Annotated in this window: 23 protein-coding genes; 14 read left to right on the forward strand and 9 right to left on the reverse strand. The window is 69.6% G+C overall.

Annotation, left to right across the window (positions count from 1 at the left end; all coding sequences use genetic code 11):
* Nucleotides 1–68: 68 nt before the first annotated feature.
* Nucleotides 69–1499, forward strand: a complete 1431-nt coding sequence (locus MLJ35_RS14445) for a two-component system sensor histidine kinase NtrB (RefSeq protein WP_243384905.1) — start codon at nucleotides 69–71, stop codon at nucleotides 1497–1499.
* Here MLJ35_RS14445 and MLJ35_RS14450 read toward each other — a convergent pair.
* Genes MLJ35_RS14450 through uppS form a run of 4 tightly spaced genes read right to left on the reverse strand, consistent with a single transcriptional unit; the run spans nucleotide 1453 to nucleotide 5330 of the window.
* Nucleotides 1453–2589 carry a M50 family metallopeptidase gene (locus MLJ35_RS14450; RefSeq protein WP_243384906.1) on the reverse strand — a complete coding sequence of 379 codons (1137 nt, stop codon included), beginning with the start codon at nucleotides 2587–2589 and terminating at the stop codon, nucleotides 1453–1455. The genes MLJ35_RS14445 and MLJ35_RS14450 overlap by 47 nt on opposite strands.
* A 14-nt stretch (nucleotides 2590–2603) precedes the next feature.
* A complete protein-coding gene (gene dxr, locus MLJ35_RS14455) occupies nucleotides 2604–3758 on the reverse strand; it encodes a 1-deoxy-D-xylulose-5-phosphate reductoisomerase (RefSeq protein WP_243384907.1) in 1155 nt (384 codons plus the stop codon).
* Nucleotide 3759: 1 nt separating this feature from the next.
* Nucleotides 3760–4644, reverse strand: a complete 885-nt coding sequence (locus tag MLJ35_RS14460; protein WP_243384908.1) for a phosphatidate cytidylyltransferase — start codon at nucleotides 4642–4644, stop codon at nucleotides 3760–3762.
* Nucleotides 4644–5330 (reverse strand): polyprenyl diphosphate synthase, encoded by a 687-nt coding sequence (gene uppS, locus MLJ35_RS14465; RefSeq protein ID WP_243384909.1) that lies wholly within the window; start codon nucleotides 5328–5330, stop codon nucleotides 4644–4646. The genes MLJ35_RS14460 and uppS overlap by 1 nt, the downstream gene beginning before the upstream one ends.
* Before the next feature lie 232 nt (nucleotides 5331–5562).
* On the opposite strand from uppS, the gene MLJ35_RS14470 reads away from it, so the two are divergent.
* Both MLJ35_RS14470 and MLJ35_RS14475 read left to right on the forward strand, forming a co-directional pair.
* Nucleotides 5563–7956, forward strand: a complete 2394-nt coding sequence (locus MLJ35_RS14470) for a PAS domain S-box protein (RefSeq protein ID WP_243384910.1) — start codon at nucleotides 5563–5565, stop codon at nucleotides 7954–7956.
* 57 nt (nucleotides 7957–8013) lie between these two features.
* A complete protein-coding gene (locus MLJ35_RS14475) occupies nucleotides 8014–9204 on the forward strand; it encodes a hypothetical protein (protein WP_243384911.1) in 1191 nt (396 codons plus the stop codon).
* Nucleotides 9205–9289: 85 nt separating this feature from the next.
* On the opposite strand, the gene MLJ35_RS14480 is transcribed toward MLJ35_RS14475, so the two are convergent.
* Complete coding sequence (locus tag MLJ35_RS14480) at nucleotides 9290–9862, reverse strand: outer membrane beta-barrel protein (RefSeq protein WP_243384912.1); 573 nt, start codon at nucleotides 9860–9862, stop codon at nucleotides 9290–9292.
* Between the two features lie 103 nt (nucleotides 9863–9965).
* A complete protein-coding gene (locus MLJ35_RS14485; RefSeq protein ID WP_243384913.1) occupies nucleotides 9966–10685 on the reverse strand; it encodes a response regulator transcription factor in 720 nt (239 codons plus the stop codon).
* A gap of 52 nt (nucleotides 10686–10737) precedes the next feature.
* Between MLJ35_RS14485 and MLJ35_RS14490 the strand changes: the two genes are divergently transcribed.
* Both MLJ35_RS14490 and MLJ35_RS14495 read left to right on the forward strand, forming a co-directional pair.
* Nucleotides 10738–11688 (forward strand): glycosyltransferase, encoded by a 951-nt coding sequence (locus tag MLJ35_RS14490; protein ID WP_243384914.1) that lies wholly within the window; start codon nucleotides 10738–10740, stop codon nucleotides 11686–11688.
* 3 nt (nucleotides 11689–11691) lie between these two features.
* The gene (locus MLJ35_RS14495; protein WP_243384915.1) at nucleotides 11692–12468 is read left to right on the forward strand and encodes a methyltransferase domain-containing protein; all 777 of its coding nucleotides are present in this window, start codon (nucleotides 11692–11694) and stop codon (nucleotides 12466–12468) included.
* Here MLJ35_RS14495 and MLJ35_RS14500 read toward each other — a convergent pair.
* Nucleotides 12465–12656, reverse strand: a complete 192-nt coding sequence (locus tag MLJ35_RS14500) for a DNA gyrase inhibitor YacG (protein WP_243384916.1) — start codon at nucleotides 12654–12656, stop codon at nucleotides 12465–12467. The genes MLJ35_RS14495 and MLJ35_RS14500 overlap by 4 nt on opposite strands.
* Nucleotides 12657–12819: 163 nt before the next feature.
* On the opposite strand from MLJ35_RS14500, the gene dnaK reads away from it, so the two are divergent.
* From dnaK to MLJ35_RS14535, 7 genes are all read left to right on the forward strand, one after another.
* The gene (gene dnaK / locus MLJ35_RS14505) at nucleotides 12820–14721 is read left to right on the forward strand and encodes a molecular chaperone DnaK (protein WP_243384917.1); all 1902 of its coding nucleotides are present in this window, start codon (nucleotides 12820–12822) and stop codon (nucleotides 14719–14721) included.
* Nucleotides 14722–14798: 77 nt separating this feature from the next.
* Nucleotides 14799–15878 carry a molecular chaperone DnaJ gene (dnaJ, locus tag MLJ35_RS14510; protein ID WP_243384918.1) on the forward strand — a complete coding sequence of 360 codons (1080 nt, stop codon included), beginning with the start codon at nucleotides 14799–14801 and terminating at the stop codon, nucleotides 15876–15878.
* Nucleotides 15871–16245 carry a MerR family transcriptional regulator gene (locus MLJ35_RS14515; RefSeq protein WP_243295331.1) on the forward strand — a complete coding sequence of 125 codons (375 nt, stop codon included), beginning with the start codon at nucleotides 15871–15873 and terminating at the stop codon, nucleotides 16243–16245. The genes dnaJ and MLJ35_RS14515 overlap by 8 nt, the downstream gene beginning before the upstream one ends.
* 66 nt (nucleotides 16246–16311) lie before the next feature.
* Entirely contained in the window at nucleotides 16312–17178 is an 867-nt protein-coding gene (locus MLJ35_RS14520) for a sigma-70 family RNA polymerase sigma factor (RefSeq protein WP_243318676.1), read from the forward strand.
* A gap of 37 nt (nucleotides 17179–17215) precedes the next feature.
* Complete coding sequence (locus MLJ35_RS14525) at nucleotides 17216–18109, forward strand: P-loop NTPase family protein (protein ID WP_243384919.1); 894 nt, start codon at nucleotides 17216–17218, stop codon at nucleotides 18107–18109.
* Nucleotides 18079–20670, forward strand: a complete 2592-nt coding sequence (locus MLJ35_RS14530) for an MMPL family transporter (protein WP_243384920.1) — start codon at nucleotides 18079–18081, stop codon at nucleotides 20668–20670. The genes MLJ35_RS14525 and MLJ35_RS14530 overlap by 31 nt, the downstream gene beginning before the upstream one ends.
* 115 nt (nucleotides 20671–20785) lie before the next feature.
* A complete protein-coding gene (locus MLJ35_RS14535; RefSeq protein ID WP_243385021.1) occupies nucleotides 20786–21850 on the forward strand; it encodes an SAM-dependent methyltransferase in 1065 nt (354 codons plus the stop codon).
* A gap of 74 nt (nucleotides 21851–21924) precedes the next feature.
* On the opposite strand, the gene MLJ35_RS14540 is transcribed toward MLJ35_RS14535, so the two are convergent.
* Nucleotides 21925–23847: a CocE/NonD family hydrolase gene (locus MLJ35_RS14540; RefSeq protein WP_243384921.1), complete on the reverse strand. Its 1923-nt coding sequence runs from the start codon at nucleotides 23845–23847 to the stop codon at nucleotides 21925–21927.
* A 175-nt stretch (nucleotides 23848–24022) separates the two neighbouring features.
* Between MLJ35_RS14540 and MLJ35_RS14545 the strand changes: the two genes are divergently transcribed.
* Together MLJ35_RS14545 and aguB are read left to right on the forward strand one after the other, a co-directional pair.
* The gene (locus MLJ35_RS14545; RefSeq protein ID WP_243384922.1) at nucleotides 24023–25048 is read left to right on the forward strand and encodes an agmatine deiminase family protein; all 1026 of its coding nucleotides are present in this window, start codon (nucleotides 24023–24025) and stop codon (nucleotides 25046–25048) included.
* Nucleotides 25045–25914: an N-carbamoylputrescine amidase gene (gene aguB, locus MLJ35_RS14550; protein ID WP_243384923.1), complete on the forward strand. Its 870-nt coding sequence runs from the start codon at nucleotides 25045–25047 to the stop codon at nucleotides 25912–25914. Before MLJ35_RS14545 ends, aguB begins: the two co-directional genes overlap by 4 nt.
* Before the next feature lie 6 nt (nucleotides 25915–25920).
* On the opposite strand, the gene meaB is transcribed toward aguB, so the two are convergent.
* On the reverse strand, nucleotides 25921–26859 hold the full coding sequence (gene meaB, locus MLJ35_RS14555; RefSeq protein WP_243384924.1) for a methylmalonyl Co-A mutase-associated GTPase MeaB: 939 nt from the start codon (nucleotides 26857–26859) through the stop codon (nucleotides 25921–25923).
* Nucleotides 26860–26937 lie beyond the last annotated feature (78 nt).

Raw genomic sequence — 26937 nt, forward strand, 5'->3', positions numbered from 1 at the left:
GAAAAGATTGAAGAGCCACGGTCTCCGGCGAGGATCTGCGTTAGTCTTTGAATCGACTGGACCTTCCCATGCCCGAATCCAGCCCGTTCCGCCCGACGCCACCGGAGGCCGCCGTCACCGGCGCAGCCCGGATCGCGCTGACCTACGCGATCCTCTCGGCCGCCTGGATCCTGTTCTCGGACCGCCTGGTGCAGGCCCTCACGACAGATCCGGCCTGGATGACCGTCCTGAGCATCCTCAAGGGCTGGGCCTTCGTGGCCGTCACCGCCACGATGCTGTTCCTCATGGTGCGGCGCCTGGTGGCCCGCGTGGCCCACCGAGAGGCCCAGTTCCGCACGCTGATCCACGCCATTCCCGACATGGTGTGGTTGAAGGATCCCCAAGGCGTCTACCTCGCCTGCAACCCGGCCTTCGAGCGGTTCTTCGGGGTCCCGGAGGCCGCCATCCAGGGGAGAACCGACCATGACTTCCTCCCGAAGGAGGAGGCGGACTTCTTCCGGCAGAAGGACCGGGAGGCCATGGACGCGGGGGGCCCCCGGGCCAACGAGGAGTGGGTCACCCTGGCGGACGGCGGCGGCCGCATCCTGCTCGAGACCTTGAAGACGCCCATGCGGGACCGCTCCGGCGCCCTCATCGGCGTGCTGGGCATCGCGCGGGACATCACGGAGCAGGACAGCCACACCCGGGAGCGGGCGAAGCTCCAGGCCCAGCTCTTCGAGGCGCAGAAGCTGGAATCCATCGGGCGCTTCGCGGGGGGCGTGGCCCATGACTACAACAACATGCTGGGGGTGATCCTCGCGAACGCCGACCTGGCCCTGGACCGGATGGGGACGGACCGGCCCGAGCGGAGGTACCTGGAGGAGATCGTCAAGGCGGCCCGCCACTCGGCGGACCTCACCTCCCGGATGCTGGGCTTCGCCCGGCGGCGGGCGCTGGAGGCGAAGGAGGTGGATCTCAACCGGGCCGTGGCGGAGCTCCTGCCCGTCCTGGGCCGGCTGGCGGGCGAGCGCATCCGGATCGACTGGGAGCCGGCCGCGAACCTGTGGCCCGCGCTGGCGGACTCCACCCAGCTCGAGCAGGTGCTGACGAACCTGGTGGCCAACGCCCGGGATGCCATCGAGGGGCCGGGCCGGATCCGGCTCGAGACCACCAACTGGACGCTGGTGGATGGGGATTGCGCGGCCTGGAACGAGGCGGAGCCGGGCCAGTACGTGGGCATCCACGTGGCCGACACCGGCGCCGGCATGGCGCCCGGGCTGGTGCCCGACATCTTCGAGCCGTTCTTCACCACCAAGGCTTCGGGCCACGGTACCGGCCTGGGGCTGGCCATGGTCCACAACATCGTCCGGCAGCACCGGGGGACCTTGCAGGTGGACACGGCTCCCGGGCGGGGCACCACCTTCCGCGTGCTGCTGCCGCGGGCCGGGGGCGGCGCGCGGGACGAGGCTTCCGCTACTTCCGCAGCTTCATCAGGTCCAGGAAGATCACCAGCGCCATGAGGGAGGCCAGGAGGATGAAGCCGCCCGTGAGGATCTTCTCCTTCAGCTCGATGGTGAGATCCTTCCGCCGCGCCCGCTCGAAGGCCAGCAGCGCCATGTGGCCGCCGTCCAGGGCCGGGATGGGCAGGGCGTTGAGGATGGCGAGTTGGAGGCTGATGGCCCCGCACATGAAGAGGAAGGTCTCCCAGCCATGCTGGGCGGCCTTGCTGCCCTGCTTGATGATGCCGATGGGACCTGCCACCTCGGCGCTCTTGGCCTGGAAGGTGACCAGGCGCCTTAGGAAGCCGAAGACCTGGCCCGTGAGCCGCCAGGAGGTCTCCACCGCATAGCGGCTGCCGGTCCACAGGTCGCCCGCCTGGAAGGGGCGGAACTCCAGGGGGGTGGCCACGGGCAGGGGCATGAAGCCCAGGCGGCCCTTGCCGCCCTCGGCCCTGGGCGTGAGCGGGAATTCCATGGGCTTGCCGTCCCGGGTGAGGCGGAAGGGCACGGGCTGGTCCGGGTGGGCCTGGATGTAGGCCACGGCCGCCTCCCACTGGGCGCCGGGGAAGCTCAGGTCGCCGATGCCGCGCAGCTCGTCGCCCACCTTGAGGCCGCCCTGCTCCGCGGCGCTGCCGGGCACCACCTCCACCACGGTCCAGGTCTCCTGCACCTTGGTGACGCGGGCCTGGTGGACGCCCACGAGGCCGAAGAGCACCAGCGTGGTGGCCAGGTTGGCCAGGATGCCGCCGCTGTAGAAGAGCATGCGCTTGCCGAAGGGCTGCTGGAGGAAACCGTAGGGATCCTCGGCGCCGGGTTCCTCGGGGTTGAAGCCGGCCAGCTTCACGTAGCCGCCCAGGGGCAGCAGGGAGAGGCGCACATCCGTCTCCCGCCACTTGAAGCCGATCAGGCGGGGGCCAAAGCCCAGGGAGAAGACCTCGACCGGCATGCCCATCCACTTGGCCGCCAGGAAGTGGCCGCCCTCGTGGAGGAAGATGAGGCCGCCCAGCATGAGCACGGGGCCCCAGAACCCGGCTCCGGGCAGCTTGAAGGCGAACAGGAAGGCGGCAACGAAAGCGAAGCTGAACGACAAGGGCAGGCGGAAACGGTTCATGGACGTCCGAAAGGTCAGGCCCGGGCTTGGACCCATCCTTCAGCATGACGCCTCGCGGCCCGATCCGCATCCAGCACCTGGCCCAGGGAGGCCAGGGGCGCGGCGGGAATCCGGGCCAGGGTGTCCCGGTTGCAGGCCTGGATGTCCCAGAACCCCAGCTGACCTTGGAGGAAAGCGGCCACGGCCACCTCGTTGGCGGCATTCAGCAGGGCCGGGGCCGTTCCGCCCTCCCGCAGGGCCTCGAAGGCCAGGCCCAGGCAGGGGAAGCGCGCCAGGTCGGGAGCCTCGAAGGTCCAGGCGCGGGCTTCTTCCCAAGGGTACGGGGCCACGGGACCGGGCTGCTTCTCCGGGTAGAGCAGGCAGTACTGGATGGGCAGCTTCATGTCGTTGGCGCAGACCTGGAGCTGGTAGCTGCCGTCGTGGAAGCCCACCATGGCGTGCACCTGGCTCTGGGGATGCACGGTGACCGCGACCTGGTTCGCCGTGAGGCCGAACAGCACCGAGGCCTCGATGACTTCCAGGCCCTTGTTCATGAGCGTGGCACTGTCGATGGTGATCTTGGGGCCCATCTTCCAGGTGGGATGGTTGAGGGCCTCCTGGATGGTGGCGGCCTGGATGCGGGCCAGGGGCCAATCGCGGAAGGGCCCGCCGCTGGCGGTGATGCGCACCTCGCGGATGGAGGCCCGGTCGCGGCCGTCGAGCAGCTGGTGCAGGGCCGCGTGCTCGCTGTCCACAGGCAGCAGCTCGCCGCCGCCGGCGCGCGCCGCCTCGTGCATGAGGGCGCCGCCCACCACCAGGGATTCCTTGTTGGCCACGCAGACCCGGCGGCCCGCGCGCAGGGCGGCCTCGGTGCTGGCCAGCCCGGCGCTGCCCACGATGGCGGCCACCACCGTGTCGGCGTCGGCATGGAGGGCGCAGGCCAGGAGGCCGTCGTCCCCCCAGTGGACCTCGGGCCGGTAGGCCAGGTTCGCCCGCAGCCACTCCGCATCCTCCCGCGAGCCCACGGACACGCACCGGGGCCGGAAGGCGTCGCACTGCTCCTTCAACAGCTCCCGGTTCCGTCCCCCGGCCAAGGCCACCACGGACAGCCGCTCCGGGTGGGCTCGCACCACATCGAGCGTGGAGGTGCCGATGCTCCCCGTGGAGCCGAGGAGGGCGAGGTGTCTCACGTCAGTTGAACCCATGGACGAAGTGGACATAAGCGAACAGCACCGGGGCCGCGAACACCAGGCTGTCCACGCGGTCCAGCACGCCGCCGTGGCCGGGGATGCTCACGCCCACGCAGGAGTCCTTCACGCCAGCGCTGCGCTTCCAGGTGCTCTCCACCAGGTCGCCCAGCTGGCCCACGACGCCCAGCAGGAGGCCCAGGGCCGCGGCGTCCACCACGGACCATTCGGAGCAGACCGTGGCCTTCATGAGGAAGGCGCCGAGCAGGTTGCCGCCCAGGTTGCCGAGGGCGCCCTCCCAGCTCTTCTTGGGGCTCACCCGGGGGGCGAGCTTGTGCTTGCCGAGGAAGGTGCCCACGAAGTAGGCGGCGCTGTCGCCGAACCAGGTGATGATGAAGAGGGCGAGGATGAGGCGGCTGCCGGTCCTGGGCAGGGTGCCCTGCAGCATGAACAGCTTCTGCTGGAAGCCCAGGCCGAAGCCCATGTAGAGCGCCCCGAGCCAGGTGATGGCCTGGCTGGGCAGGGCCTCCTCCAGCTTCCGGTCGAAGAACAGGGCGCCGAAGTGGATCACCAGGCCCCCGATCGTGAGGACCAGCCAGAGCGGCAGGGGATCCTGGCCCCCCGTGGCCAGGAAGAAATGGGCGAGGATGCCCCAGCCCACCAGGGTTCCCGCGGCCAGGGAGGGGTTGAAGCCCCGCACCCGGGCCATGAGGGTCATCTCGCGGACGCCCCCGAGGATGGCGAGGGCCATGAGGGCCAGGTAGGTCCAGGGCGCCCAGGGCTGGTCGCCGAACCAGAGGAGGCTGAAGAAGAAGACTCCGAAGACCAGGGCCGTGGTGATGCGCACGGTCATGTTCTTCCTGTCGACCTTGGGCGTGGTCCGTTCCATCAGATCCCCCCGAAGCGCCGTTCGCGTTGGGCGTAGTCCTCAAGCGCTTCCTTCAGCTCCGCGGGGCCGAAGTCCGGCCACAGGAGGTCGGTCATGTAGAGTTCCGCATAGGCGGACTGCCAGAGCAGGAAGTTCGAGATGCGATGCTCGCCGCTGGTGCGGATGAGCAGGTCCACGTCTGGCACCCCGGCGGTCCAGAGGCGGGCGTCCAGGGCGGTCTCGTCCACCTGGTCGGGCCGGAGGCCGTCCTCCAGGCAGCGCCGGGCGGCCTGGGCCAGCTCCAGGCGGGACCCGTAGTTCACGGCCAGGTGGAAGGTCATGCCCGGATTCCCGGCGGTGGCCTTCTCCAGGGCCCGCATGTCCGCCTGGATGCCGTCGGGCATTCCCTCGAGGGCGCCCAGGTGATGGAAGCGGATGCCCTTGCGGGCCAGCTGGTGGACGAACATGCGGAGGTACATGCGCAGGAGGGCCATGAGTGCGGCCACCTCCTGGGGGGGGCGCTTCCAGTTCTCCGTGGAGAAGGCATAGAGGCTCAGGTGCCGGATGCCCGCGTCCGAGGCGGCCTCCAGGATCCGCTCCACCGCCTGCACCCCGGCCTTGTGGCCCTTGATGCGGGGCCAGCCCCGCTGCGCCGCCCAACGGCCGTTGCCGTCCATGATGATCGCGACGTGGGTCGGGACGGTCATCGTGGGCCCCCGGTTGGGTGGAAGCCCACCCCTTCCGCGTGGCCGGCCTCGCGCATGCCCAGCGGGGATGCCGGGATGATCACGGCGACATAGGTCGGGACGGTCATCGCGCCGGAAACCTCGGAAAGGTGAAAAAGGTCATGCTATCACGGGGCCTGCCGTAAAGCTGGGGAGCGGCTTGTCTTCCGAAGGCCCGTGTTAGGCTTGACTCCACTTTTTCCCTGGCGAACCCATGGTTCAGTTCAATACCCGCGCCAATGAGATCCTGCTCAAGCTGGTCTATTACGGGCCGGGCCTCTCGGGCAAGACGACCAACCTGCAGTCCCTGCACGCCATGTGTTCGGACCGCCAGCGCGGAGAGCTTTTTTCCGTCAACACCCAGGAAGACCGCACCCTCTTCTTCGACCTGCTGCCCATCAACCTGGGCTATGTCTACGGCAACTCCATCCACCTGCAGATCTACACCGTGCCGGGCCAGGTGCAGTACGACGCCAGCCGGCGGGTGGTGCTGGGCGGGGCGGACGGGGTGGTCTTCGTGGCGGATTCCAGCGAAGCCAAGATGCAGGACAACGTGGACTCGCTGTCGAACCTGTACCACAACCTCAATGCCAACCGCTTGAACATCAAGCAGATCCCCTTTGTTCTCCAGTACAACAAGCGGGACCTGCCGGATGCCATGGCCGTGGGCGTCATGAACCGCCGCCTGAACTTCCGCAACGTCCCCTACTTCGAATCCGTGGCCAACCGCGGCCCCGGGGTGCTGGACACCTTCCTGGCCATCACCCGGGAGACGGTGGATTACACCTTCCGCAAGTACCACCTGGACAAGAAGATCAAGGACTTCGACGGGATGCTGGCCCTCATCGAATCCAACGTGCGCTCGACCCTGCGGGAGCTCCCGCCCCCGCCGGAACCGGCCGGGGCGGAACCCGCGCCGGCGGCGGATGTGACGGTCCTGAAGCAGGGCAACGTGACCGTGGCCGACCTCCAGCCCGGCCGGGCGGCGGATCCCCAGGAGCTGCTGGAGAGCGCCCTCCAGTCGAACATGGAGACCGCCCGGCTCTATTCCGAGCTGAAGCAGGCCAAGGAGTCCCTGGAGAAGAAGAACGAAGAGATGACCCAGCTCTACGCCCAGCTGGAGCGGGTGAACCAGGACAACCAGAAGACCCGGAAATACCTGGAAGGCCTCATCCAGAACATGGGCGAGGCCCTGGTGTCCTTCTCCGCCGACGGGAAGATCCTCACCTGGAACGCCGCCGCCGAGCGCATCTTCGGCTATTCCCGGCCGGAAATCGTGGGCCGCAGCATCTGCAAATTGACCCCCGGGGGCGAGCGGGGCGACCTGGACCAGGTCATCCAGCAGGTGAGCCGGGGCCAGGTGGTTCGCGACATCGACACGGTCCGGGTCCGGAAGGCGGGGGAGACCTTCCCCGCCAGCGTCACCTATGCCCCGGTGCGGGGCGCCGACGACCGCGTCCTGGCGATATCGGCCCTGGTGCGGGATACGAGCGAGACCCAGGCCCTGGAGACGCAACTGGTCCGTTCCCAGAAGCACGAGGCCCTGGGGCGGCTGGTCCCGGCCCTCTTCCACGAGGCCTCGAACCGCCTCACCCCCGTGCTGCTGGAGGCCCGGCTCATCTCCGAATCCGCCCTGGATCCCCACCAGGCGGAGCAGGCCGCGCGGCTGGTGAAGGCCGTGGACTCGGTGCAGAGCCTGCTGGATCCCCTCCAGACGGTGCTGAACCCGCCCTCCCCCACCCGGGTGCGGACCCAGCTCAACCAGGTCATCCAGGAGGCGGTGGACCTCGTGGAACTGAAGGCCCGGCGCATGGAGGTCGACCTGGACCTGAGCCTGGACCCCGCCCTGCCCGAGGCGCCTTTGGATCCGGTCCTCATGCGCCAGGCCCTGACGAACCTGATGCTGAACGGCCTCCAGGCCCTGGCCGCCAGCCCGGTCAGGCGCCTGCGCGTGGCCACCCGCGCGGTGGACGGCCACATCCAGGTGGTGGTCCAGGATTCAGGCACCCCACTGCCAGAGGCCGAACTTCCGGCCTTGTTCGATCCCGCCTCCGCCTCGACCCCGGAGGCCCTGGGCCTGCCGGTGGCCCACCTCATCGCCCGCCAGCACGGCGGGCAGCTCACGGTGCGGAGTCAGGCCGGCCTGGGGAACGCCTTCCTGATGGAGCTGCCCCTCGCGGGGACGGCGGAGGCAGCAGGGACCCCCGCGGCCGGGACCACGGGGCTCCAGGGGCGCCGCGCCCTGGTGGTGGACGACGAAGCCTTCCTACTGGAGTGCCTGGTGGACGCCCTCCAGGTCTGGGGATTGGAGGTCACCCCGGCCGCGCGGGGCGAGGAGGCGGTCGAGCGCCTCAAGGCCGCGACCTTCGATCTGATCGTTTCCGACATCCGCATGCCGGGGCTGTCGGGCGTGGACCTCTTCGAGTGGCTGCGGACCCAGCAGCCGGCCCTCACCCACCGCATCCTCTACACCACGGGCGATTCCTTCGACGCGAAGACCCGGGACTTCCTGGAGACCAACCAGGTACCCCACCTGGGTAAGCCTTTCGATCTAAAACAATTGAAACGAAGCCTGGAGCAATTGCTAGAGACTCCGATCGAGGCGTGAGCCCCCCTGCTGCGGCATAATGGGGACTCTCATCGCACCCTCAACGAGGAGCCTCCTATGCAGCGCCGCTGGGTCTTGGCAGTCATCGTGGGTTCGGGCCTCCTGGCCCAGACGCCCCAACCCGTCCCCCCTCCTGCGCCCGCCCCTGCACCGGCCCCCGCGCCGGCGCCAGCCCCTGCGCCCGCTCCCGCGCCGGCACCGACCCAGGGGCCCGAGCCCAAGGCCGAGCCCCAGCCCGCCGAGGTGAAGGCCGAGACCCCGGCCACGCCCCAAGCCGAAGCGAAGCCTGAGGTGAAGTCCGAACCCAAGGCCTTCGACCAGCTCCGTCCCAGCCAGCGGAAGCTGGCCTACACCCTGCAGCGCGCCGCCCTGTCCGCCCACGAGCTGGGCTACTACCGGAGCCACCCCAAGGCCGTCGAGGTCCGCGACGCCCTGGGCGCCCTCCTGGCCGTGAAGGCCATCCTCCCGGAGAAGGCCTCGACCGCGCTCCCCGCCGTGGAGACGTACCTGGCCAAGGTGCGCGCCCAGCACGGGCTCTATGAAGCCGACGGGAAGAAGCTCCTCCTCGAGACCACCTGGAAGAACCTGCAGGTCGCCGCCCGGGCCGCCGCGAAGGCCGATGCCAAGGGGCTGGAGCCGCGCCTCGCCAAGCTGCGGGGCCTCCTGCTCGATCCCAAGGTGGACGCCGTCGCTCCCACCTGGACCGCGCCCGAACCTCCCGCCAAGGGCAAGAAGGCCAAGGCCGCCAAGGGCCCCAAGGCGCCCGAGGGCTTCGCCAACCAGAAGGCCATCACGGCCCTGTGGGTGAAGCGGGCCCAGGCCTGGATCGACAACACCCGTCAGGAGGTGGACGTCAAGGGCGAGAAGAAGATGCGCAGTGTGCCCGATCCCGCGCAGACCAAGGCCCTGAACGCGCTGATGATCTGGCTGGAGAACGAGGACCTCGACCTGCTGCGCGATCCCGGGTTCGGCTGGCTGGACCTGCGCCGCCTGGGCGCCACGCCCGGCGCCGCCCTGCTGGCCCACGCCAACGACATCGCCACCTCCAAGGCCCCCGAAGGGCCGGCGGGCGAGCTGACCCTGCTGCCGACCCTCGAGCCCGTCATGGCCGAGAGCAAATTCAGCAAGGGCGACGAGAAGCGCCTGGTGCTGTCCGACGTGAAGCAGGGCGCCCCCGCCGCGGATCTCGCCGCGCAGATGACAGCCTTCGAGAAGCTGGCCCGCAGCCGGGAGTTCGACGTCAAGTAGATCGAAAGCCGGCCGCAGAAAGGGAGGGGGCGCCTCGGCGCCCCCTCCCTTTCTGCGTGAACCGGGATCGCGAACGCCGGACCCCTCAGAATCGGAACGTCATCCCGATCTGGATGGCGTTGGCCTTCGGGTCCCAGGCCGTCTGGTTCGCATAGCTGCTCCCGACGTACCGCAGTTCGGCTCCCAGGGTGGCATTGAAGGTGTACCCAAGCCCGGCCGAGTATCCGAAGCGGGTCGAGGTCTGGGACGCCGACGTCGCGGGGAAGGAACCGATGGCGGAGATCGTGGTGTCCACGCTCCAGCGGTGGAGGCCGAGCCCGGCGGTCAGGTAAAGTCCATCCGGCTTTCCGCCCGGGAAGTACAGGTAATCCGCGCCGAGGCTGAGATCGCTCGCCTTGGTCTTGAATCCGTCGACCGTGCCTTCGGGATAGAACACCGCATCGAACCTCGGCCTGATCACGTGGCCCGCGCCCAGGTCGAAGGTGACGTGGGCGCCGAGCCCGGCACCGGGCTTGTTGTCGACCGCGGTCTTCAGGTCGCCGGTCGGAACGTTCGCGTGGAGCTGAAGGCCGAAGCCCGGCCCCTCGGCCCGGGCCTGGGCCGCCCCGAAGGCGAGGGCCACGGCCAGCGCGATGGACAAACGAGGACCAACGGGCATGAAGCCTCCGGATGGCATCCATTGAGGATGAGTGGGTAAAAGACTCCCATTGAATGAAGCCATCCCGCCCGAAGTTTCAGGCGATCGAATCAGCTGGGCCGATTCACTCCTCGCCCTTCCGCTGCTTCCCTTCCGGATCGAACTGGTAGCCCACGCTGCGGATGGTGTGGACCCAGCGGGGATGGTGGGGATCCAGCTCCATCACGCGCCGGATGCGGACGATGAAGTTGTCCACGGTGCGGCTGGTGGGGTAGGCGTCCTCGCCCCAGACCTTGTCCAGGATGTCCGTGCGGCTCACCACCTGGCCGGGCCGCTCCATGAGCAGGCGGAGGATCATGCATTCCTTCATGCCCAGCTGGAAGGGGCCGTTGGGCCCCTCGCCGCAGTAGTTGTCGAAGTCCACCCAGTGGGCGCCGAAGGCCTGCCGGCTGCTCATCTCGCGGTTCTTGTACCAGGCCTCGCGGCGGAGGATGGCCCGCACCCGCAGCAGCAGCTCCTTCACCTGGAAGGGCTTGCCCAGGTAGTCGTCGGCGCCGGTCTCGAAGCCGTGCACGCGGTCGTCGTCCGTGTTCTTGGCCGTGAGGAAGAGGATGGGCGTGAAGTTCTTCGCCTCGCGCACCTTCTGGCAGATGGTGAAGCCGTCCATGCCCGGCAGCATCACGTCGAGGATCACCAGGTCGTAGGCCTCGGCCAGGATCTGCTTCAGGGCCTGGTCGCCGCGGGGAATCCAGGTGCAGGCGAGGCCCTCCAGCTCGAGGTTGAGCTTGATGCCCTCGGCGAGGCTGAGTTCGTCTTCCACCAGCAGGATCTTGGGCTCGGGCATGGCAAACTCCGGCAACTCGTTGATCCTACTAGAATAGGGGCCTGGAGCGCCCATGGACCCGTATCTCAGCGTCGTCATCCCCATCTACAACGAGGAGGAGAACATCCCCACGCTGTGGGCGCGCCTGTCCAAGGTGATGGCGGAGTCCTTCGCGGACCCCTCGAAACCCTGGGAGGTCATCTTCACGGATGACGGCAGCCGCGACCGCAGCCTGGCCCTGCTGGTGGCCATCGCCAGGGAGGAACCCCGCGTGAAGGTCGTGGAGTTCAACCGGAACTATGGCCAGCACAGCGCCATCTTCGGCGCCTTCGCGGAGGTGAAAGGCCAGGTCGTCATCACCCTGGACGCCGATCTCCAGAACCCCCCCGAAGAAATCCCCAAGCTCGTGGCCAAAGTGGAGGAGGGCTACGACGTGGTGGGCGGCTGGCGCCAGGGCCGCCAGGCCAACGACAGCTTCTTCCGCACCATGCCCAGCAAGATCGTCAACGCCGTCACCCGCAAGACCACGGGCGTGAAGCTCCACGACTACGGCTGCATGCTGCGGGCCTACAGCCGCGAGGTGGTGGACGCCATGCTGCTCTGCAAGGAGCGCTCGAGCTTCATCCCCGCCCTGGCCAACAGCTTCGCCAAGCGCATCACCGAGGTGCCCGTGGCCCATGCGGAGCGTGCCGCTGGCGAGAGCAAGTACGGCCTCTGGAAGCTCATCAACCTCCAGTTCGACCTGCTCACCAGCTTCAGCCTCATCCCCCTCCAGGCCCTCAGCGTGTTCGGCGTCGTCACGGCGGGTTTCGGTTTCATCCTCTTCCTGGGCCTGGTTGTCTACCGCTTCCTGCACCCCGAGGGCACGGCCCAGGGCGTGTTCACCCTGTTTGCCATCCTCTTCTTCTTCGTGGGCTGCCAGTTCATTGCGTTCGGCCTGCTGGGCGAATACATCGGGCGCATCTACCAGGAAGTGCGCGATCGGCCCCGCTACATGGTGAAGAAGGTCCACCAGGCGAAGTAGGCCATGCCCTGGGATCCGGCCCAGTACCTCAGCTTCGGCTCCGAGCGCCTGCGCCCGGCCCTGGACCTGCTGGCGCGGGTGCCTCTGGAGGCTCCCCGCCTCGTGGTGGACCTGGGCTGCGGCCCCGGCCACGTCACGCGGATCCTCCAGGCCCGCTGGCCCTCGGCCCGGGTGCTCGGGGTGGACCGGTCGCCGGACATGCTGTCCCGCGCTTCGACCGATGTCCCTGGGCCGGCCTGGCGGCAGGCGGACCTGGCCACGTGGACGCCGGAAGCGCCGGTGGACCTGCTCTTTGCCAACGCCTCCCTGCATTGGCTGGAGGACCATGCGGCCCTCTTCCCTCGCCTGATGGGCTTTCTGAGCCCCGGTGGCTGTCTGGCGGTGCAGATGCCCCGCAACCATGACCGACCCTCCCACCAGGCGGCCTTCGCGGCGGCCGAGGAAGGTCCCTGGCGGGAGCGCCTCGTGCCGCGCCTCCGTCGCCATCCCGTGTCAGAACCCGAGACCTACCTGGAATGGCTCGCCCCGCGGGCCGCCACCCTCGACATCTGGGAGACGGACTACGTCCACCGCCTGGAGGGGCCCGAGCCTGTGGTCGCCTGGACGCGGGGCAGCCTGCTCGTGCCCCTGCTGGAGGCCCTGGAACCGGGCGAGCGCGAGGCCTTCCTCGCGGCCTACCGGGACCGGCTGAGAAGGGCCTACCCGCCGGACGCCTCGGGTCGGACCACCTTCCGGTTCCGCCGGCTCTTCATCGTGGCCCGGCCTTCGGCTCTGGCCTAAACGCCCTCTTCCCCTTCGCCGCTCCAGCCCTCCCCGTCCTCCTCCTGGGGCTTCTCCGGGAGGCGGTAGCTCTCGCTGGCCCAGGCACCCAGATCGCGGAGCCGGCAGCGCTCGGAGCAGAAGGGCTTGAAGGGGTTGCCCTCCCAGGCGGTGGGGGTGCGGCAGATGGGGCAGGGGCGAAGCGTCATGATGTCAGCATATCTCTTTGGAGTTCTCGATCAAACGCGAAGAAAATATGAGTGAAATTTTGAAGATCATGTTGACAAGAAACGTTCATCTCCTATCCTCATAGGGTCAGGGTGGGCGCAACCCAGTCTGACCCCCAAGAGCAGACCCCCCAGGAGGCACGACATGGGCAAGATCATCGGCATCGACCTCGGCACCACCAACAGCTGTGTGGCCGTCATGGAAGGCGGGCAGCCCAAGGTGATCCCGAACCCCGAGGGCGCGGACACCACGCCGTCCGTGGTGGGCTTCAACCCCAAGACCAGCGAGCGGCTCGTGGGCGCCCCGGCCAAGCGCCAGGCGGTGGCCCAGCCCAAGAGCACCATCTACTCCATCAAGCGCTTCATGGGCCTGCCCTACGCCGACTCCGACAAGGAGCAGAAGCTCGTGCCCTACACCGTGGAGCGCGCCGACAAGGGCGGCTGCGCCGTGGTGGTGAACGACAAGCACCTCAGCCCCGAGGAGATCAGCGCCGCGGTGCTGACCAAGATGAAGGAAGCCGCCGAGGCCTACCTGGGCGAGAAGGTCACGGAAGCCGTCATCACCGTGCCGGCCTACTTCAACGACGCGCAGCGCCAGGCCACCAAGGATGCCGGCGCCATCGCGGGCCTGGACGTGAAGCGCATCGTCAACGAACCCACGGCCGCCGCGCTGGCCTACGGCCTCGACAAGAAGAAGGACGGCACCATCGCCGTCTTCGACTTCGGTGGCGGCACCTTCGACATCAGTATCCTCGAGGTCTCCGAGGGCGTGGTGGAGGTGAAGTCCACCAACGGCGACACCCACCTGGGTGGCGACAACATCGACCAGGCCATCATCGACTGGCTGGCCGACGAGTTCCAGAAGGCCGAGGGCATTGACCTCCGCAAGCAGGCCGACGCCATGCAGCGCCTGAAGGAAGCCGCCGAGAAGGCCAAGATCGAGCTCTCCAGCACGACCCAGACCGACATCAGCCTGCCCTACATCACCGCGGACGCCAGCGGCCCCAAGCACGTGAACCAGACGCTCTCGCGCGCCAAGTTCGAGCTGATGATCGAGCCCATCCTGCAGAAGCTGAAGGGCCCCTGCGAGAACGCGGTGCGGGACGCCAAGCTGGCCCACCACGAGATCGACGAAGTGGTGATGGTGGGCGGCTCCACCCGCATCCCCAAGGTGCTGGAGATGGTGAAGTCCATCTTCGGCAAGGAGCCCAACCACAGCGTGAACCCCGACGAGGTCGTGGCCCTGGGCGCCGCCGTGCAGGCGGGCGTGCTGGCGGGCGACGTGAAGGGCGTGCTGCTCCTCGACGTGACGCCGCTCAGCCTCGGCATCAACGCCAACGGCGGGCAGATGAGCGTCATCATTCCGCGGAACACCACCATCCCGACCAAGCGCTCGGAGATCTACACCACCGCCGTGGACAACCAGCCGGGCGTGGACATCGAGGTCTTCCAGGGTGAGCGGCCCGTGGTGGAAGGCAACAAGCTCCTGGGCCAGTTCCATCTCGGGAACATCGCGCCCGCGCCGCGCGGCATGCCGCAGATCGAGGTCACCTTCGACATCGACGCCAACGGCATCGTGCATGTGACCGCCAAGGACAAGGGCACGGGCAAGGACGCCAGCATCACGCTGACGGGCAGCACGGGCCTCTCCAAGGAGGAGATCGACGCCAAGGTGAAGGACGCCGAGGCCCACAAGGCCGACGACGAGGCCCGCAAGGCCCTGCTGGAGGAGAAGAACCACCTCGACCAGATGGTCTACCAGGTGGAGAAGCTCCTGAAGGACAGCGGCGACAAGCTGCCCGAGGGCGACAAGAAGGAGGCCGAGGAGGCCATCACCGAGGCCAAGGCCGCCCTGGCCAGCCTGGACAAGGACCGCATCAAGAAGGCCCTGGAGACCCTCACCGCCAAGAGCCACAAGCTGGCCGAGACCCTCTACAAGCAGGAGCCTCCCGCGGATGGCGGTCAGGCTCCCGGGGCGCCTGGCGCACCAGGAAGCGAGAAGAAGGGCGGCGATGACAATGTGATCGACGCCGAAGTCGTGAGTTAGTCCACCGTACAAAATGGGGGAGCTGCGGCTCCCCCTTTTTGTGGCTAGAAAAAATCTTAGTGACATACACTAAAGCCATGTCCCACCCCGACTACTACCAGATCCTGGGCGTGCCCCGGACGGCCTCCGACGAGGAGATCAAGCGGGCGTACCGGAAGCTGGCCCGCAAGCACCACCCGGACCTGAACCCGGGCGATGCCAAGGCGGAAGCCGAGTTCAAGAAGCTCTCCGAAGCCAACGAGGTGCTGTCGGACCCCGAGAAGCGGAAGAACTACGACACCTACGGCGATCCCAGCGGCCCCGGGGCCCAGGTGCCGCCGGGCTTCGAGCAGGGCGGGAGCTTTTCCTTCGAGGACATCTTCGGGGGCTTCGCGGGGGGCGGCTTCGGCGGGCGGCCCATGCGCCATGGCCCCGAGCGGGGCGAGGACTTGGTCCATACCGTGCGCCTGGGCTTCCGCGAGGCCTTCGAGGGCACGCGCCTGAGCCTGCGCGTGAACCGCTCCGAGCCCTGTCTGGCCTGCCGCGGCACCGGCGAGAGCTCCCGGAAGCAGGAGGTCTGCCGCACCTGCAACGGCAAGGGCAAGCTGGGCGGCGGCGGAGGGTTCCTCTCCTTCGGCCGCACCTGCCCCGACTGCCAGGGCCGCGGCACGCGCGCCCCGGCCTGCCCCGAGTGTGGGGGCGCGGGCCGGCATCCCCGCCAGGAGACCGTCACCATCGCCATTCCGGCCGGCGTGGAGGACGGTGCGAAGCTGCGCGTGGCGGGCAAAGGCGAGGCGGGCCGCCGCGGCGGCGGACCCGGCGACCTCTACCTGCAGATCAGCATGGAGGCGGATGCCCGCTTCGAGCGCAAGGGGCCCAACCTCTACGTGAAGCTTCCCGTCAGCTTCTCCGAGGCGGCCCTGGGAGCCAAGGTGGAGGTCCCCACCCCGGAAGGCCACCAGACCATCAAGGTTCCCCCAGGCACCCAGACCGGCGCCCGGCTGCGCCTCAAGGGCCAGGGCATGCCCATCCCGAGGGGCAGCCAGCGGGGCGATCTCATCGCGGAGGTCGCCGTGGTGACGCCCCAGATCCAGGACGAGCGCAGCAAGGAGCTCCTCCGCGAGCTGGCGGAGCTGAACGACGCGGACGTGCGCAAGCAGCGAGGACATCATGGCTAAAGATCCGCGCCTCGGCGCCTACATGATCGGCGTGGTGTCCATGCGGTACGGCGTGCATCCCCAGACCCTGCGCCTCTACGAGCGGGAGGGCCTGCTCACGCCCAGCCGCACCGAAGGCAAGACCCGCCTCTACAGCGACGAGGACCTCGAGCGCCTGGAGTTCATCCTCAACCTCACGCGGGACCTGGGTGTCAACCTGGCCGGCGTGGAAGTGGTGCTCACCCTGCGGGACCGCCTCAATCGCATGCAGGAGGACCTGGAGCGCCTGGCCCAGGCCCTGGAGGCCGCGGGCGTGAAGGACGTGCCCCGGCCGGCGAGCGGCACGGGCCTGGTGAAGCTCACGCCCCACGGGCTGCGCAAGCGCTGAAGCCGATCGCAGTTGCCCTGGGGGCGCGGATCGCTTGCTATGCTGGTTCCTCCCCCAAGGTGTTCCGTGCCCCTCCGGCATCTCGAAGAGCGTTCGCTCGACAAGTACTTCGACTCCATCCGCCACCTGCCCCTGCTGACGGCGGAGGAGGAGCGGATCAACGGGCGCCTGTGGCAGAACGACCGCAACCCCGAAGGCCTCCGCAAGCTCGTCGAGGGCAACCTGCGATTCGTGGTGAAGGAGGCGCGGAAGTTCGAGGGCATGGGCCTGGACCTGCTGGACCTCATCAGCGAGGGCAACCTGGGCCTCATCGAGGCCGCCAAGCGCTTCGATCCCGAGCGGCAGAACAAGTTCCTCACCTACGCCTCCTGGTGGGTGCGGCAGGCCATCTTCCACGCGCTGGCCGAGCACGGGAACAAGATCCGCCTGCCCCAGAAGGTGGCGGGCCACCTGGTGCACCTGAATCGCGTGACCCAGCGGCTGAGCCAGTCCCTGGGCCGGGTGCCGATGCTCCAGGAGATCGCGGACGCCGCCAACCTCACGGTGGAGGAAGTGGAGCGCCTCCAGCTGCTCCAGCAGACCACGTCCACGGTCTCCACCGAGCAGGGGCTGGGCGACTCCGACCTCACCGTGGGCGACAGCCTGGAGCAGGAGGTGGAGCCCTCCGCCATGCACACGCTGGACCAGGAGGCGTTCCTGGAACAGATCGAGGCCAGCCTCCAGACCCTCAGCGAGAAGGAGCGCAAGATCATCTCCCTGCATTTCGGGCTGGGCGGCCAGGAGCCCCTGACCCTCGAGCAGATCGGCAAGCAGTTCAACCCGCCCATCTCCCGGGAGCGGGTGCGGCAGCTGGAGGAACGCGCCTTCTCCCGCATCCGCGAGCGCCGCCGCGAGGTGCTCGGCGGCTTCCTGCGCGGCGGGGACGGGCCATGAGCGCCGCGGGGGAAGCTGGCCCGGCCGGAGCGGCCTCATGGTGAAGGGCCGCCCTGACTGCCCCCACTGCCAGGGGCAGGGCCTCATCTTCGATCCGGACCCCCAGAAGCCGGTGCGGATCTGCGGCTGTACGGCCGATGTGGCGCCGGACGCGGAGACCCTGGGCCTTCCCGCCCGCTACCGCGAGGCGGATTTCACCCGCTTCTGGAAGTGGTGGAACAACGCCCAGGCCAGCGGGGCCCGGTCCATGCTGGAACGCGTGCCGGACCTGGAGGAGTGGCTGGCCCGGCCCGAGGAGGAGGTGGGGCCCATCCCCTTCCGGGACGACTTGGCCCGGCTTCTCACGGCCCTCCGCAAGCGCCCCGAGCACGGCATCCGCCCGGCGGGCGCCGAGGCCCTGTCCCAGTGGGCCACCACCGGCAAGCACAAGTTCCGCCACGGCTGGGAGCTGTGGTGGATCCATGGGCCCGCCCAGAGCGGCCGAAGCACCCTGGCCGCCGCCGCCCTGAGGGCCTGGACCGAGCGCACGGGCCGGGGCGGGCGCTTCGTCTCCGTGCGGACCCTCAGCCAGAGCATCAAGGACGCCTACTACGACATCCGCAGCTTCCAGAACCAGGCCTTCCAGAGCGTGCGCGACCTCATCGAGCCCCTCCAGGACCCGCCCCTCCTGGTGCTGGACGACTGGGACCGCATGGACTCGGACCTCCGCGTGGCCGCGGCCCTGGCGCAGCTGCTCGACCACCGCTACAGCGAAGAGCTGCCCACCGTCCTCACGGCGGCCGGCCCGCCCGAGGCCCTGGACCGCCGGGAGAACCATCCCTTGGCCCGGCTGGAGGATGGCAGCCTGATGGAGCGGCTGCGGGGCGCCGAGCGGGTGGAGATGGTGCCGGCCCTGAAGCCATGGATCGATCGCGCGGGCGCGGACAGGTGATGAAAGCCCTGCTGCGCGGCCTGCTCCGCCTGCACCTGTCCCGGTCCCGGGGACTCTGGATCCTCACGGCGGGCCTGACGCTGGCCCTGGGCTGGGGCACCCTGCGTGTGGAGCGGGCCCTCGACTTGATGAGCCTGCTGCCCTCGGAGCATCCCGCCGTGCGGGCCAACCTGGAGGCCGGTGTCGGCCAGCAGGAGCTGATCTGGCTGGTGGCCGAGGGGAACCCGGCCGATCTGGAGGCCCGGCGCGCCTGGGCCGAGGGCCTGGTGGACCGCCTGCTCACCAAGGGCGAGCTGCCCCTCAACGGGCTGGCCGCCGAGGGCCGCCTGTCCGATCCCATCCCCGTGCCCGGGCCGGGCGGCGTGAGCCCCTGGCCCGCGCTCCTGGCCGTGGGGGCCATCACCGAAGGTGATGCGGCCGTGAGCCGGCTCACCACGGAAACCCTCTATTCCCTGGCCCCGGCCTGGCTGGGCGACCGCCTGGAGCCCCTCCGGGATCCGGCGGAAGTGAAGCGCCGCCTGGAAGCCACCGCCCGGGCCCTGGGCTCGCCGGAGCCGCTCGCGGCGGCCCTGGCGCGGCTGGATCCACTGGGCCTGCGGACCCTCGCCCCCCAGAACGGCGAGGGCATGGCCAAAGCCGTGCAGCTGGGCCGCGCCTTCACCCTGCGCATGAGGACCGGCTACCTGGAGACGAAGGATGGCCGCTTCGTCCTGGTGCCCCTGGTGGCGAGCTTTCCCGCCTCGGACGTGAAGGCCACCACCCGGGTCCTGGCCTGGCTGGGGCGGGGCGCCGAGGGCCCCCTGCCCCCGGCCGCGGCCCTGAAGGCCGTGGAGGCGGCCCTGACCCCCCGGGCCGACCGGCCCTTCGCCCTCCAGGTCACGGGCGCCCATGCCATCACCGCCTGGGAGTCCCACCGGCTCACGGGCGAGGTGCTCCTCAGCCTGGCCCTCAGCTTCGTCCTCATCGGCCTCGTGTACTGGCTGGGCTTCCGCACCCTCGCGGGCTACGGCTTCGTCATGGGGCCCCTGCTCGTGGGCATGGTGTGGGCGCTGGGGCTCACGGGGTGGATCCTGGGGCGCGTCAACCTCATGGCCGCGGGCTTCGGCGCGGTGCTGCTGGGCGTGGGCGACGACGTGGGCATCATGCTCTTCAGCCGCTACCGCGAGGAGCGCCGGGCGGGACGGGCCAAGGCGCGGGCCCTGCGGGCCGCGATGCTGGGCACGGGCCCCGGCGTGGTGGCCGGCGCCCTGGCCACGGCCCTCGCCTTCCTGGCCCTCGCCTTCGCGCCCTTCCCCGGCATCCGGGACCTGGGGCTCACCACGGGCCTCGGCCTGCTGGCCTGCCTGGCCGCCACCTTCCTGGTGATGCCGCCCATGCTGATGGGGCTGGACCGGGGCCGGGGCACCTTCGCCCCGGGGCCGCCCCCGCCCCGGCCCCGCCGCCGCGTCTGGGCCCCCTGGGCCGCCCTGGCCCTGCTGGTCCTGGCGCTGGCGGGCGCGCCCCGTACCCGCTGGGAGGAGGACCTCCGGCGCTTCCGGGCCCAGGGGAACCCGGCCCTCACCCTCCAGGCGCGGCTGACGAAGACCCTCGGCGCCAGCCTCCAGCCCCTGGCCCTCCAGATTCCGCTGGATGACCCGGACCGGCTCCCGGCCAGGTGGAACCGGTTGAGCCCCATCCTCCGCGAGGCGGGCCTGCCCGTGCCCGACTGGCAGAGCCTCGATCCGGAGCTGCAGCACGCCCTGGGTTCGGAGACCTGGCGGCACCAGGTGCTGGAGGCCGCCGCCAAGGCGGGACTGGACCCCGCGGGGCTGGAGGGGCCCCTGTCGGCCCTGGCCGCCGCCGCGGTGGATCCTTCCCAGCCCGTGCGGGCACTCCAGGTCCTGCTGCCCCGGTCGGCGCCCGCTCCGGAGGGCCACCACCCCTGGACCCTCTGGGACCACCTGCGCCACGGATCGGCCCCCGCCTCCCTGGCCCCGGCCCTGACGGTCCCCATCCGGCTGGACGAGGCCTCCCTGCTCCGGCTCACGCCGGAGGTCGAGGCGGCCGGCGGGCGCTTCGTGGGCACCCAGCCCCTCTTCCGCGTGGTGAAGGGCATCGCCCGCGATACCGTGCGGGAGGCCGTGTTTCTGGCCCTGGCGGGCATCTTCGCCGTCATCGCCTTCTTCGGCCGCAGCCTGCGCTTCGCCCTGCTGGCCCTGGTGCCCCTCGCGGCCAGCCAGGCGGGGGCCCTCGGCGCCCTGGGCTGGACCGGGGAGCCTCTGACCTTCCTGTCGCTCATGGCCATCCCCATCGCCCTGGGCGTGAGCGTGGACACGGCCTTCAACCTCCTGCACCGAGCCCGGGGAGAAGCCGATGCCCCGGAGCGCGTGGCCCGCGTGAACGCCGTCTGCGCCGGCACCACCCTGGCCGGCTTCGGCGGCATGGTCTTCAGCGGCTACCGCGGCCTGCGGGGGCTGGGCCTGGCCTGCCTGGGCGGCGTGGCCCTGGCCCTGGTCCTCACCCAGTGGCTGCTGCCCGTGCTGCTGGAGAAGTGGCCCCTGGGGGCTGGGGGAAGGAAATGAAGAAAATGAACACCGGAGATGGACGGAGATGAACGGAGATCAGGCGGATCTTTTTATCTCTGTTCATCTCCGTTCATCCCTGGCTTTTTTCTCGTCGAGGTAATCCTTGGCTGACATGAATCCCCTGCAGGATCTCCTCCAAAGCCGTCTCGCCCAGGGCCCCGTGCCCGCCTCAGAGGTCATGGCCCTGGGCCTCTATCATCCGGAGCATGGCTACTACCGCCGCCCGACGGGCCCCTGGGGCTTCGAGGGCAAGGACTACTACACGGCCCTGGACCTGGGGCCCCTGCTGGGCCAGACGATCGCCCTGAGGCTGGAGGCTGCCTGGGAACGGCTGGGCCGCCCGGCGCGCTTCACGGCCCTGGAGCCCGGCGCCGGCCGCGGCTGGCTGGGCCGCGATGTCCTGGGCGCCGTCACCGGCCCCTTCGCCGAGGCCCTGGTCTACGTCCACCGCGACGACAACCCCGCCGCGAAAAAGGCTGCTGAGGAAGCCCTTTCGCCCTTCCTTGCGGCCAACCGCGCGCGGTTCGCCGCAGAACATGAACCGTTGGAGCCGTTCACCGGCGCGGTGTTCAGCAATGAGCTCTTCGACGCCCTGCCCGCCCAGCCCTGGCGCTGGGACGGCGGGCGCTGGACGCGTGAGGTGCTGACGTCTGCAGGTCCCCAGTGGCAGGCGGCGGATCCCGGCGAGGCCGGCGCCTGGTTCGCCGAGCAGACCGACGGCCTGGAACCCCGGGACGGCAGCATCTGGTGCGAGGCCCTGCCGGGCCTGGTGCACGACCTGGCGGCGCCCCTGGAGGCGGGCCTCTTCCTGGCCGTGGACTACGGCGAGTCCGCGGACCGGCTGCTGGCCAAGGGCGCGGACCTGCGCCGCTTCAAGGCCCACACCGTGGACGGCAACTGGCACGAGGACCTGGGCGAGGCGGACCTGACCGCCGATGTCGACTTCACCCGCCTGGCGCGCCTGCTGGAGGGCGAGGGCTTCACGGGCCTGGGCCACATGGAGCTCAGCAAGTGGATTCGCACCCACGCCCCCCTGGAGCAGTGGGCCCCCGGGTGGATGGCCCTGCCCCCCGCCGAGCGCGTCAAGCGCACCGAGAACCTCCTCCAGCTCACCCTGCCGGACCGCATGGGCAGCCGGTTCCGGGTGCTGGAGGGGTGGAAGGGAAGAGCGATTTAGCCACAGATGAACACGGATGAACGCGGATAAAAACCCACGCCCTTCATCGGTGTTGATCCGTGTTCATCCGTGGCTTATTTCTGCTCTTCTGACCAGATGCCCACCCCGATCCCGCTGGGCCGTGCAGCGTCATGGAAGACCGTGTGGGTGGCCTTCTGATAGTCCCCCGGCTTGGCCTGGTTGATGTCCATGAACACCTGGGGATTACGGTCCATGAGGGGGAACCAGGTGCTCTGGATCTGGATCATCACCCGGTGGCCCTGCTTGAAGGTGTGAAAGATGTCGTTCATGGACCAGCTCACGCGGGTGGGCTGGCCGGGGACGAAAGGCGCGGGCGTCGAGAGGCTGTCCCGGAACTTGCCGCGCATGACCTCGCCCCGCACCAGCTGCTGGTAGCCGCCCATGGGGTTGGGCGTGCGATCCCAGGGGGAGCCGCCCTCCTTGAAATCCGGGTTCCTGAAGTCGTCGGGGTAGACGTCGATGAGCTTCACCACCCAGTCCGCGTCCGTGCCCGTGGTGGCCACGAAGAGCTCGGGCCGCAGGGGGCCCGCCAGGGTCAGGTCCTCGGCGAGGGGCCCGGTCTCGAACACCAGTACGTCCGGACGCCGGCCGGCGAAGCGCTGGTCCGCGGTCATGTAGTCCTTGGGCATGCCGATGGCGACTTTCTCGATGAAGGGCACGGGCTTGGCGGGATCGGAGACGAAGGCATCGGCGCCTCCTTCCGTTCCAGGCGGCGTGAAGGCCAGCCCACCGTGGGGCTGCAGGTAAAACCTCGCCTCCCGGGCCTGTTTCGGTGGCCAGGCATCCAGCTTGCGCCAGCGGTTGGCGCCGGTCTCGAAGACCGTGGCTTTGGGCAGGGCGGCCTCCTTCGCGCCCTTCAGGTGCTGCATGAAGAAGGGGAAGAGGATTTCCGTCTGGAACCAGGTGGAGGTGTCCGCCCCGAACTGCACGGGGCCCAGGTGGTCGCCCTTGCTGCGCTCCCAGCCTCCGTGGAACCAGGGGCCCATGACCAGGCGGCTGTCGGTGGCGGGGCTCTGGCGGCCCAGGGTCTTGAACACCTGCAGGGTGCCGAAGAGGTTCTCCGCGTCGAACCACCCGCCCACGGTGAGCACCGCGGGCTTCACGTCCTTGATGTGGGGGCGCAGGTTGCGGGTCTGCCAGAAGGCGTCGTAGTTCGGGTGGTCCAGCATCTCGTTCCAGAAGGCCACGTCTTTCGTGTACTGCCGGGTGGCGCCCGTGGATCCCAGCCCCAGGAACCACTCGTACCCGTCCGAGGTGGTGCGACGGAACGGCGTGCCCCACTCCGAGGTCGGCTTGGGCCGGGGCTTGCCGAAGTTCACCATGAAGTTGAAGGCATGCGGCAGCCACAGGGCGCCGTTGCGGTGGAAATCATCGCCCTGGAACCAGTCCACGATGGGCGCCTGGGGGGAGACGGCCTTGAGGGCCGGGTGGCCCGACAGCATGCCCACGGCAGTGTAGAAGGCGGGGTAACTGATGCCCCACTGACCGACCCTCCCGTTATTGTGCTCGACGTGCTTCACCAGCCAGTCGATGGTGTCGTAGGTGTCCGTGCTCTCGTCCACGGCGGCGCCGCTGGCGGCGCGCTGGGGCCGCATGTTCACGAAGTCGCCCTCGGACATCTTCCGTCCGCGCACGTCCTGGTAGACGAAGATGAAGCCCTCCTTCTGGAAGGGGGCCGAGGGGCCCAGGTGGGACGGGTAGGCCTCGGGGCCATAGGGGTAGACGCTGTAGGGCGTGCGCTGCAGGAGGATGGGATAGGTCCGGCCGGTGGCCCTGGGGGTGTAGATGGCCGTGAACAGCTTCACCCCGTCGCGCATGGGGATGAGCACCTCGCGCTTGTCATACTGGTCGCGGACCGAGGCGGCGGCCGCCGATTCCAGGGCCGGTTCCGCCGCCGGTCCAGCGGCTGGGGCGCCCAGGGCGCCGAGAAGAAGGAGCGGAAGGAGCGCGGCGCGGAGGGCGCGGGTCAGGGACATGGAGGCTCCGGGGCGAGGCATCATGATACGCGGCATGATGCCAGCCCAGGGGATTCCTGTCATTGCATCAATTCAGGTCTGCCTTCCCGCAATAAACCTCGACGGAAGAAGGCCCTTTTGATGAACTGGAGGGTGCTCCCGTCCGGGGCCGCATCCGCTCCAGAGGTTCCGCATCATGTCCCATCCGACCTGCCGACAACCCGCCGAGTGGGATCTCCACAGCGCCTGCTGGCTGGCTTGGCCCGGCCACGGCCACCTCTGGCGGGAGAACCTGGCCCCGGCCCAGGCGGAGTGGACGGCCCTCTGCCTCGCCATCGCCGGGGAGGGCGGCGAGGCCCTGGACATCCTGGTGGGGGACGAAGGCTCTGAAGCGGCGGCCCGGCAAGCCCTGGCCCCGGTGGCGGACCGGGTGCGCTTCCATCGGGTGCCCGTGGGCGACATCTGGCTGCGGGACACGGCGCCCATCTTCGTTCGGGATGGCGCGGGCGCCCTGCAGGCCGCCTGCTTCGGGTTCAACGGCTGGGGCGGGAAGTACGTCCTGCCCGGCGATGACCGGGTGGCGGGCCGCGTGGCGGCCCTCAGCGGCGCGCCCCGCCGCGACCACGCCTTCATCCTCGAGGGGGGATCCGTGGAGGTGGACGGCGAGGGCACGGTGCTCACCACCCGCCAGTGCCTGCTGAACCCCAACCGCAACCCGGGCCTGGACCAGACAGAGCTGGAAGCGGCCCTGGCCGACGGCCTCGGCGCCGAGAAGGTGCTGTGGCTGGACGAGGGCCTCCTGAACGACCATACGGACGGCCACATCGACACCCTGGCCCGCTTCGTGGCGCCGGGCGAGGTGGTCTGCATGGAAGCCCGGGACCCGGCCGATCCCAACGCCGCCACCCTGGACCGCCTCGCCGCCGACCTCGCCGCCATGACCGACGCGCGGGGCCGGCGACTCCAGGTGGTGCGCATCCCCTCGCCGGGCGTGGTGCGCGACGAGGAGGGCGAGCTGATGCCCGCCAGCTTCGTGAACTTCTACATCGGCAACCGCAGCGTGGTGGTGCCCACCTACGGCACGCCCTACGATGAAGAGGCCGTGGCCGCCCTGGCGCGGCTCTTCCCGAACCACCGCGTGGTGGGCCGCTCCGCCCGCGCCATCCTCAGCGGCGGCGGCGCCTTCCACTGCATCACCCAGCAGCAGCCGGAGGTCCGATGAGCGCCGAGTCCTGCCCCGAGTCTCGCATCATCCGCGTCGCCGCCACCCAGTGCGCCTTCACGGGAAGCCTCGACGAGAACGTGGCCCGGGTGGAGGGCCTCGTCCGCGAGGCCGCCGCCACGGGGGCCCAGGTGATCCTGCCCTCCGAGCTCTTCGAGGGCCCGTACTTCTGCCGCGAGGAGAAGGACGCCTTCTTCGACTGGGCCCGGCCTTCCGAGGGCCATCCCACCATCGCGCGCTTCCAGACCCTGGCGAGGGAACTGGGCGTGGTGATTCCGGTCTCCTTCTTCGAGAAGGACGGGCCCCACCACTACAACAGCCTGGCCATGGTGGACGCGGACGGCTCCGTGCTCGGCATCTACCGCAAGAGCCACATTCCCGACGGCCCCGGCTACGAGGAGAAGTTCTACTTCCGCCCCGGGAACACGGGCTTCAAGGTCTGGGAGACCCGCTTCGGGAAGCTGGGCGTGGGCATCTGCTGGGACCAGTGGTACCCCGAGTGCGCCCGGGCCATGATGCTCATGGGTGCGGAGGTCCTGTTCTACCCGACCGCCATCGGCACCGAGCCCGAGAACCCCGAGCTGGACACCAAGGATCTGTGGCAGCGGGCCATGATCGGCCACGCCGTGTCCAACGTGGTGCCGGTGGTGGCCGCGAACCGCGTGGGAACGGAGGGCGGCCAGACCTTCTACGGCCACTCCTTCATTGCCAACCAGCGCGGCGACAAGGTGGCCGAGCTGGGCCGCACGGACACCGGCGTCATCACCGCTGACCTCGACCTTGAGGAGATCCGCCGGAACCGCGCCTCCTTCGGCTTCTTCCGGGACCGCCGGCCGGAGCTCTACGGGATCATCTCCAGGGCCTGAGAGTCTCTAACCTTCGCCGAGGATGTCCGCAACGGCGGTGTAGGGGTCCTGGGCGTGATTGGCGATGGCCTGGATGGCGGCCTCCAGGCGGTCGGAGCCAGCGTGCTCCCGCACGCGGCGCAGGGCGGCCTCGGCCAGGAGCGACTCGAAGCGCAGGCGGGCCCGCTCCCGGGCCTTGCGGGCCAGCCCGCCATGGGCCCGCAGCCAGGCACCATGCTGGCGGACCTGCGCCAGCAGCTCCGGCACGCCTTCGCCCAGCTGGGCCACGGTGCGGAGCACCGGCGGATCCCAGGGCCGTGTGGCCGCCATGGACTTCATGGCCACCAGCTCCTGCTCCACCTGGTCGGCGCCGTCGCGATCGGCCTTGTTGATCACGAAGAGGTCCGCCACCTCCATGATGCCGGCCTTGATGGCCTGCATCTCGTCGCCCATGCCCGGCACGAGCACCACGCAGCAGGTCTGGACGCAGCTCACGACATCCACCTCGTCCTGCCCCACGCCCACGGTCTCCACGATCACCGTGTCGAAGCCCGCGGCGTCCAGCAGGTCGATGGCGTCCTGGGTGGCCCGGGCCAGGCCGCCCAGGGCCCCGCGCGTGGCCATGCTGCGGATGAAGATGCCGGGATCGGCGGCGATGCGCTGCATGCGGATGCGGTCGCCCAGGATGGCCCCGCCGCTGAAGGGCGAGGTGGGGTCCACGGCCAGGATGCCGACCCGCTGACCTTCCGCGCGCAGGGCGCGGGCGAGCTGGTCCGTGAGGGTGCTTTTGCCGGCGCCGGGGGATCCCGTGATGCCGATCACGACTGCCCCGCCCAGGTGGGGCCAGAGGCGGGCCATGAGGGCCCGGGCCTCGGGGTGGCCATTTTCCATCCAGGAGATGGCCCGGCCCAGCGCCCGCGGCTCCCCGCGGCGCAGGGGCTCCAGGAGATCGGCGGCAGAAGGCATGGGCCCAGGATGCCATCACCCCGCCGGGACCGGAACTCGCCCCGGAATACCCGATGGGGTACCCTAAACCTTCCGGCC

Source organism: Geothrix alkalitolerans, from assembly GCF_022808885.1.
GTDB lineage: Bacteria > Acidobacteriota > Holophagae > Holophagales > Holophagaceae > Geothrix > Geothrix alkalitolerans.

Coding starts and splice junctions, on each gene's coding strand:
- MLJ35_RS14485 (WP_243384913.1), bottom strand. CDS start 10,685: ATGCCCGAGCCCAAGATCCTGCTGGTGGAAGACGAACTCAGCCTCGCC.
- MLJ35_RS14525 (WP_243384919.1), top strand. CDS start 17,216: ATGGTGAAGGGCCGCCCTGACTGCCCCCACTGCCAGGGGCAGGGCCTC.
- dnaK (WP_243384917.1), top strand. CDS start 12,820: ATGGGCAAGATCATCGGCATCGACCTCGGCACCACCAACAGCTGTGTG.
- MLJ35_RS14445 (WP_243384905.1), top strand. CDS start 69: ATGCCCGAATCCAGCCCGTTCCGCCCGACGCCACCGGAGGCCGCCGTC.
- dnaJ (WP_243384918.1), top strand. CDS start 14,799: ATGTCCCACCCCGACTACTACCAGATCCTGGGCGTGCCCCGGACGGCC.
- MLJ35_RS14490 (WP_243384914.1), top strand. CDS start 10,738: ATGGACCCGTATCTCAGCGTCGTCATCCCCATCTACAACGAGGAGGAG.
- MLJ35_RS14495 (WP_243384915.1), top strand. CDS start 11,692: ATGCCCTGGGATCCGGCCCAGTACCTCAGCTTCGGCTCCGAGCGCCTG.
- MLJ35_RS14535 (WP_243385021.1), top strand. CDS start 20,786: ATGAATCCCCTGCAGGATCTCCTCCAAAGCCGTCTCGCCCAGGGCCCC.
- uppS (WP_243384909.1), bottom strand. CDS start 5,330: ATGACCGTCCCGACCCACGTCGCGATCATCATGGACGGCAACGGCCGT.
- MLJ35_RS14450 (WP_243384906.1), bottom strand. CDS start 2,589: ATGAACCGTTTCCGCCTGCCCTTGTCGTTCAGCTTCGCTTTCGTTGCC.
- MLJ35_RS14470 (WP_243384910.1), top strand. CDS start 5,563: ATGGTTCAGTTCAATACCCGCGCCAATGAGATCCTGCTCAAGCTGGTC.
- MLJ35_RS14480 (WP_243384912.1), bottom strand. CDS start 9,862: ATGCCCGTTGGTCCTCGTTTGTCCATCGCGCTGGCCGTGGCCCTCGCC.
- meaB (WP_243384924.1), bottom strand. CDS start 26,859: ATGCCTTCTGCCGCCGATCTCCTGGAGCCCCTGCGCCGCGGGGAGCCG.
- MLJ35_RS14540 (WP_243384921.1), bottom strand. CDS start 23,847: ATGTCCCTGACCCGCGCCCTCCGCGCCGCGCTCCTTCCGCTCCTTCTT.
- MLJ35_RS14475 (WP_243384911.1), top strand. CDS start 8,014: ATGCAGCGCCGCTGGGTCTTGGCAGTCATCGTGGGTTCGGGCCTCCTG.
- aguB (WP_243384923.1), top strand. CDS start 25,045: ATGAGCGCCGAGTCCTGCCCCGAGTCTCGCATCATCCGCGTCGCCGCC.
- MLJ35_RS14500 (WP_243384916.1), bottom strand. CDS start 12,656: ATGACGCTTCGCCCCTGCCCCATCTGCCGCACCCCCACCGCCTGGGAG.
- MLJ35_RS14460 (WP_243384908.1), bottom strand. CDS start 4,644: ATGGAACGGACCACGCCCAAGGTCGACAGGAAGAACATGACCGTGCGC.
- MLJ35_RS14545 (WP_243384922.1), top strand. CDS start 24,023: ATGTCCCATCCGACCTGCCGACAACCCGCCGAGTGGGATCTCCACAGC.
- MLJ35_RS14515 (WP_243295331.1), top strand. CDS start 15,871: ATGGCTAAAGATCCGCGCCTCGGCGCCTACATGATCGGCGTGGTGTCC.
- MLJ35_RS14530 (WP_243384920.1), top strand. CDS start 18,079: ATGGATCGATCGCGCGGGCGCGGACAGGTGATGAAAGCCCTGCTGCGC.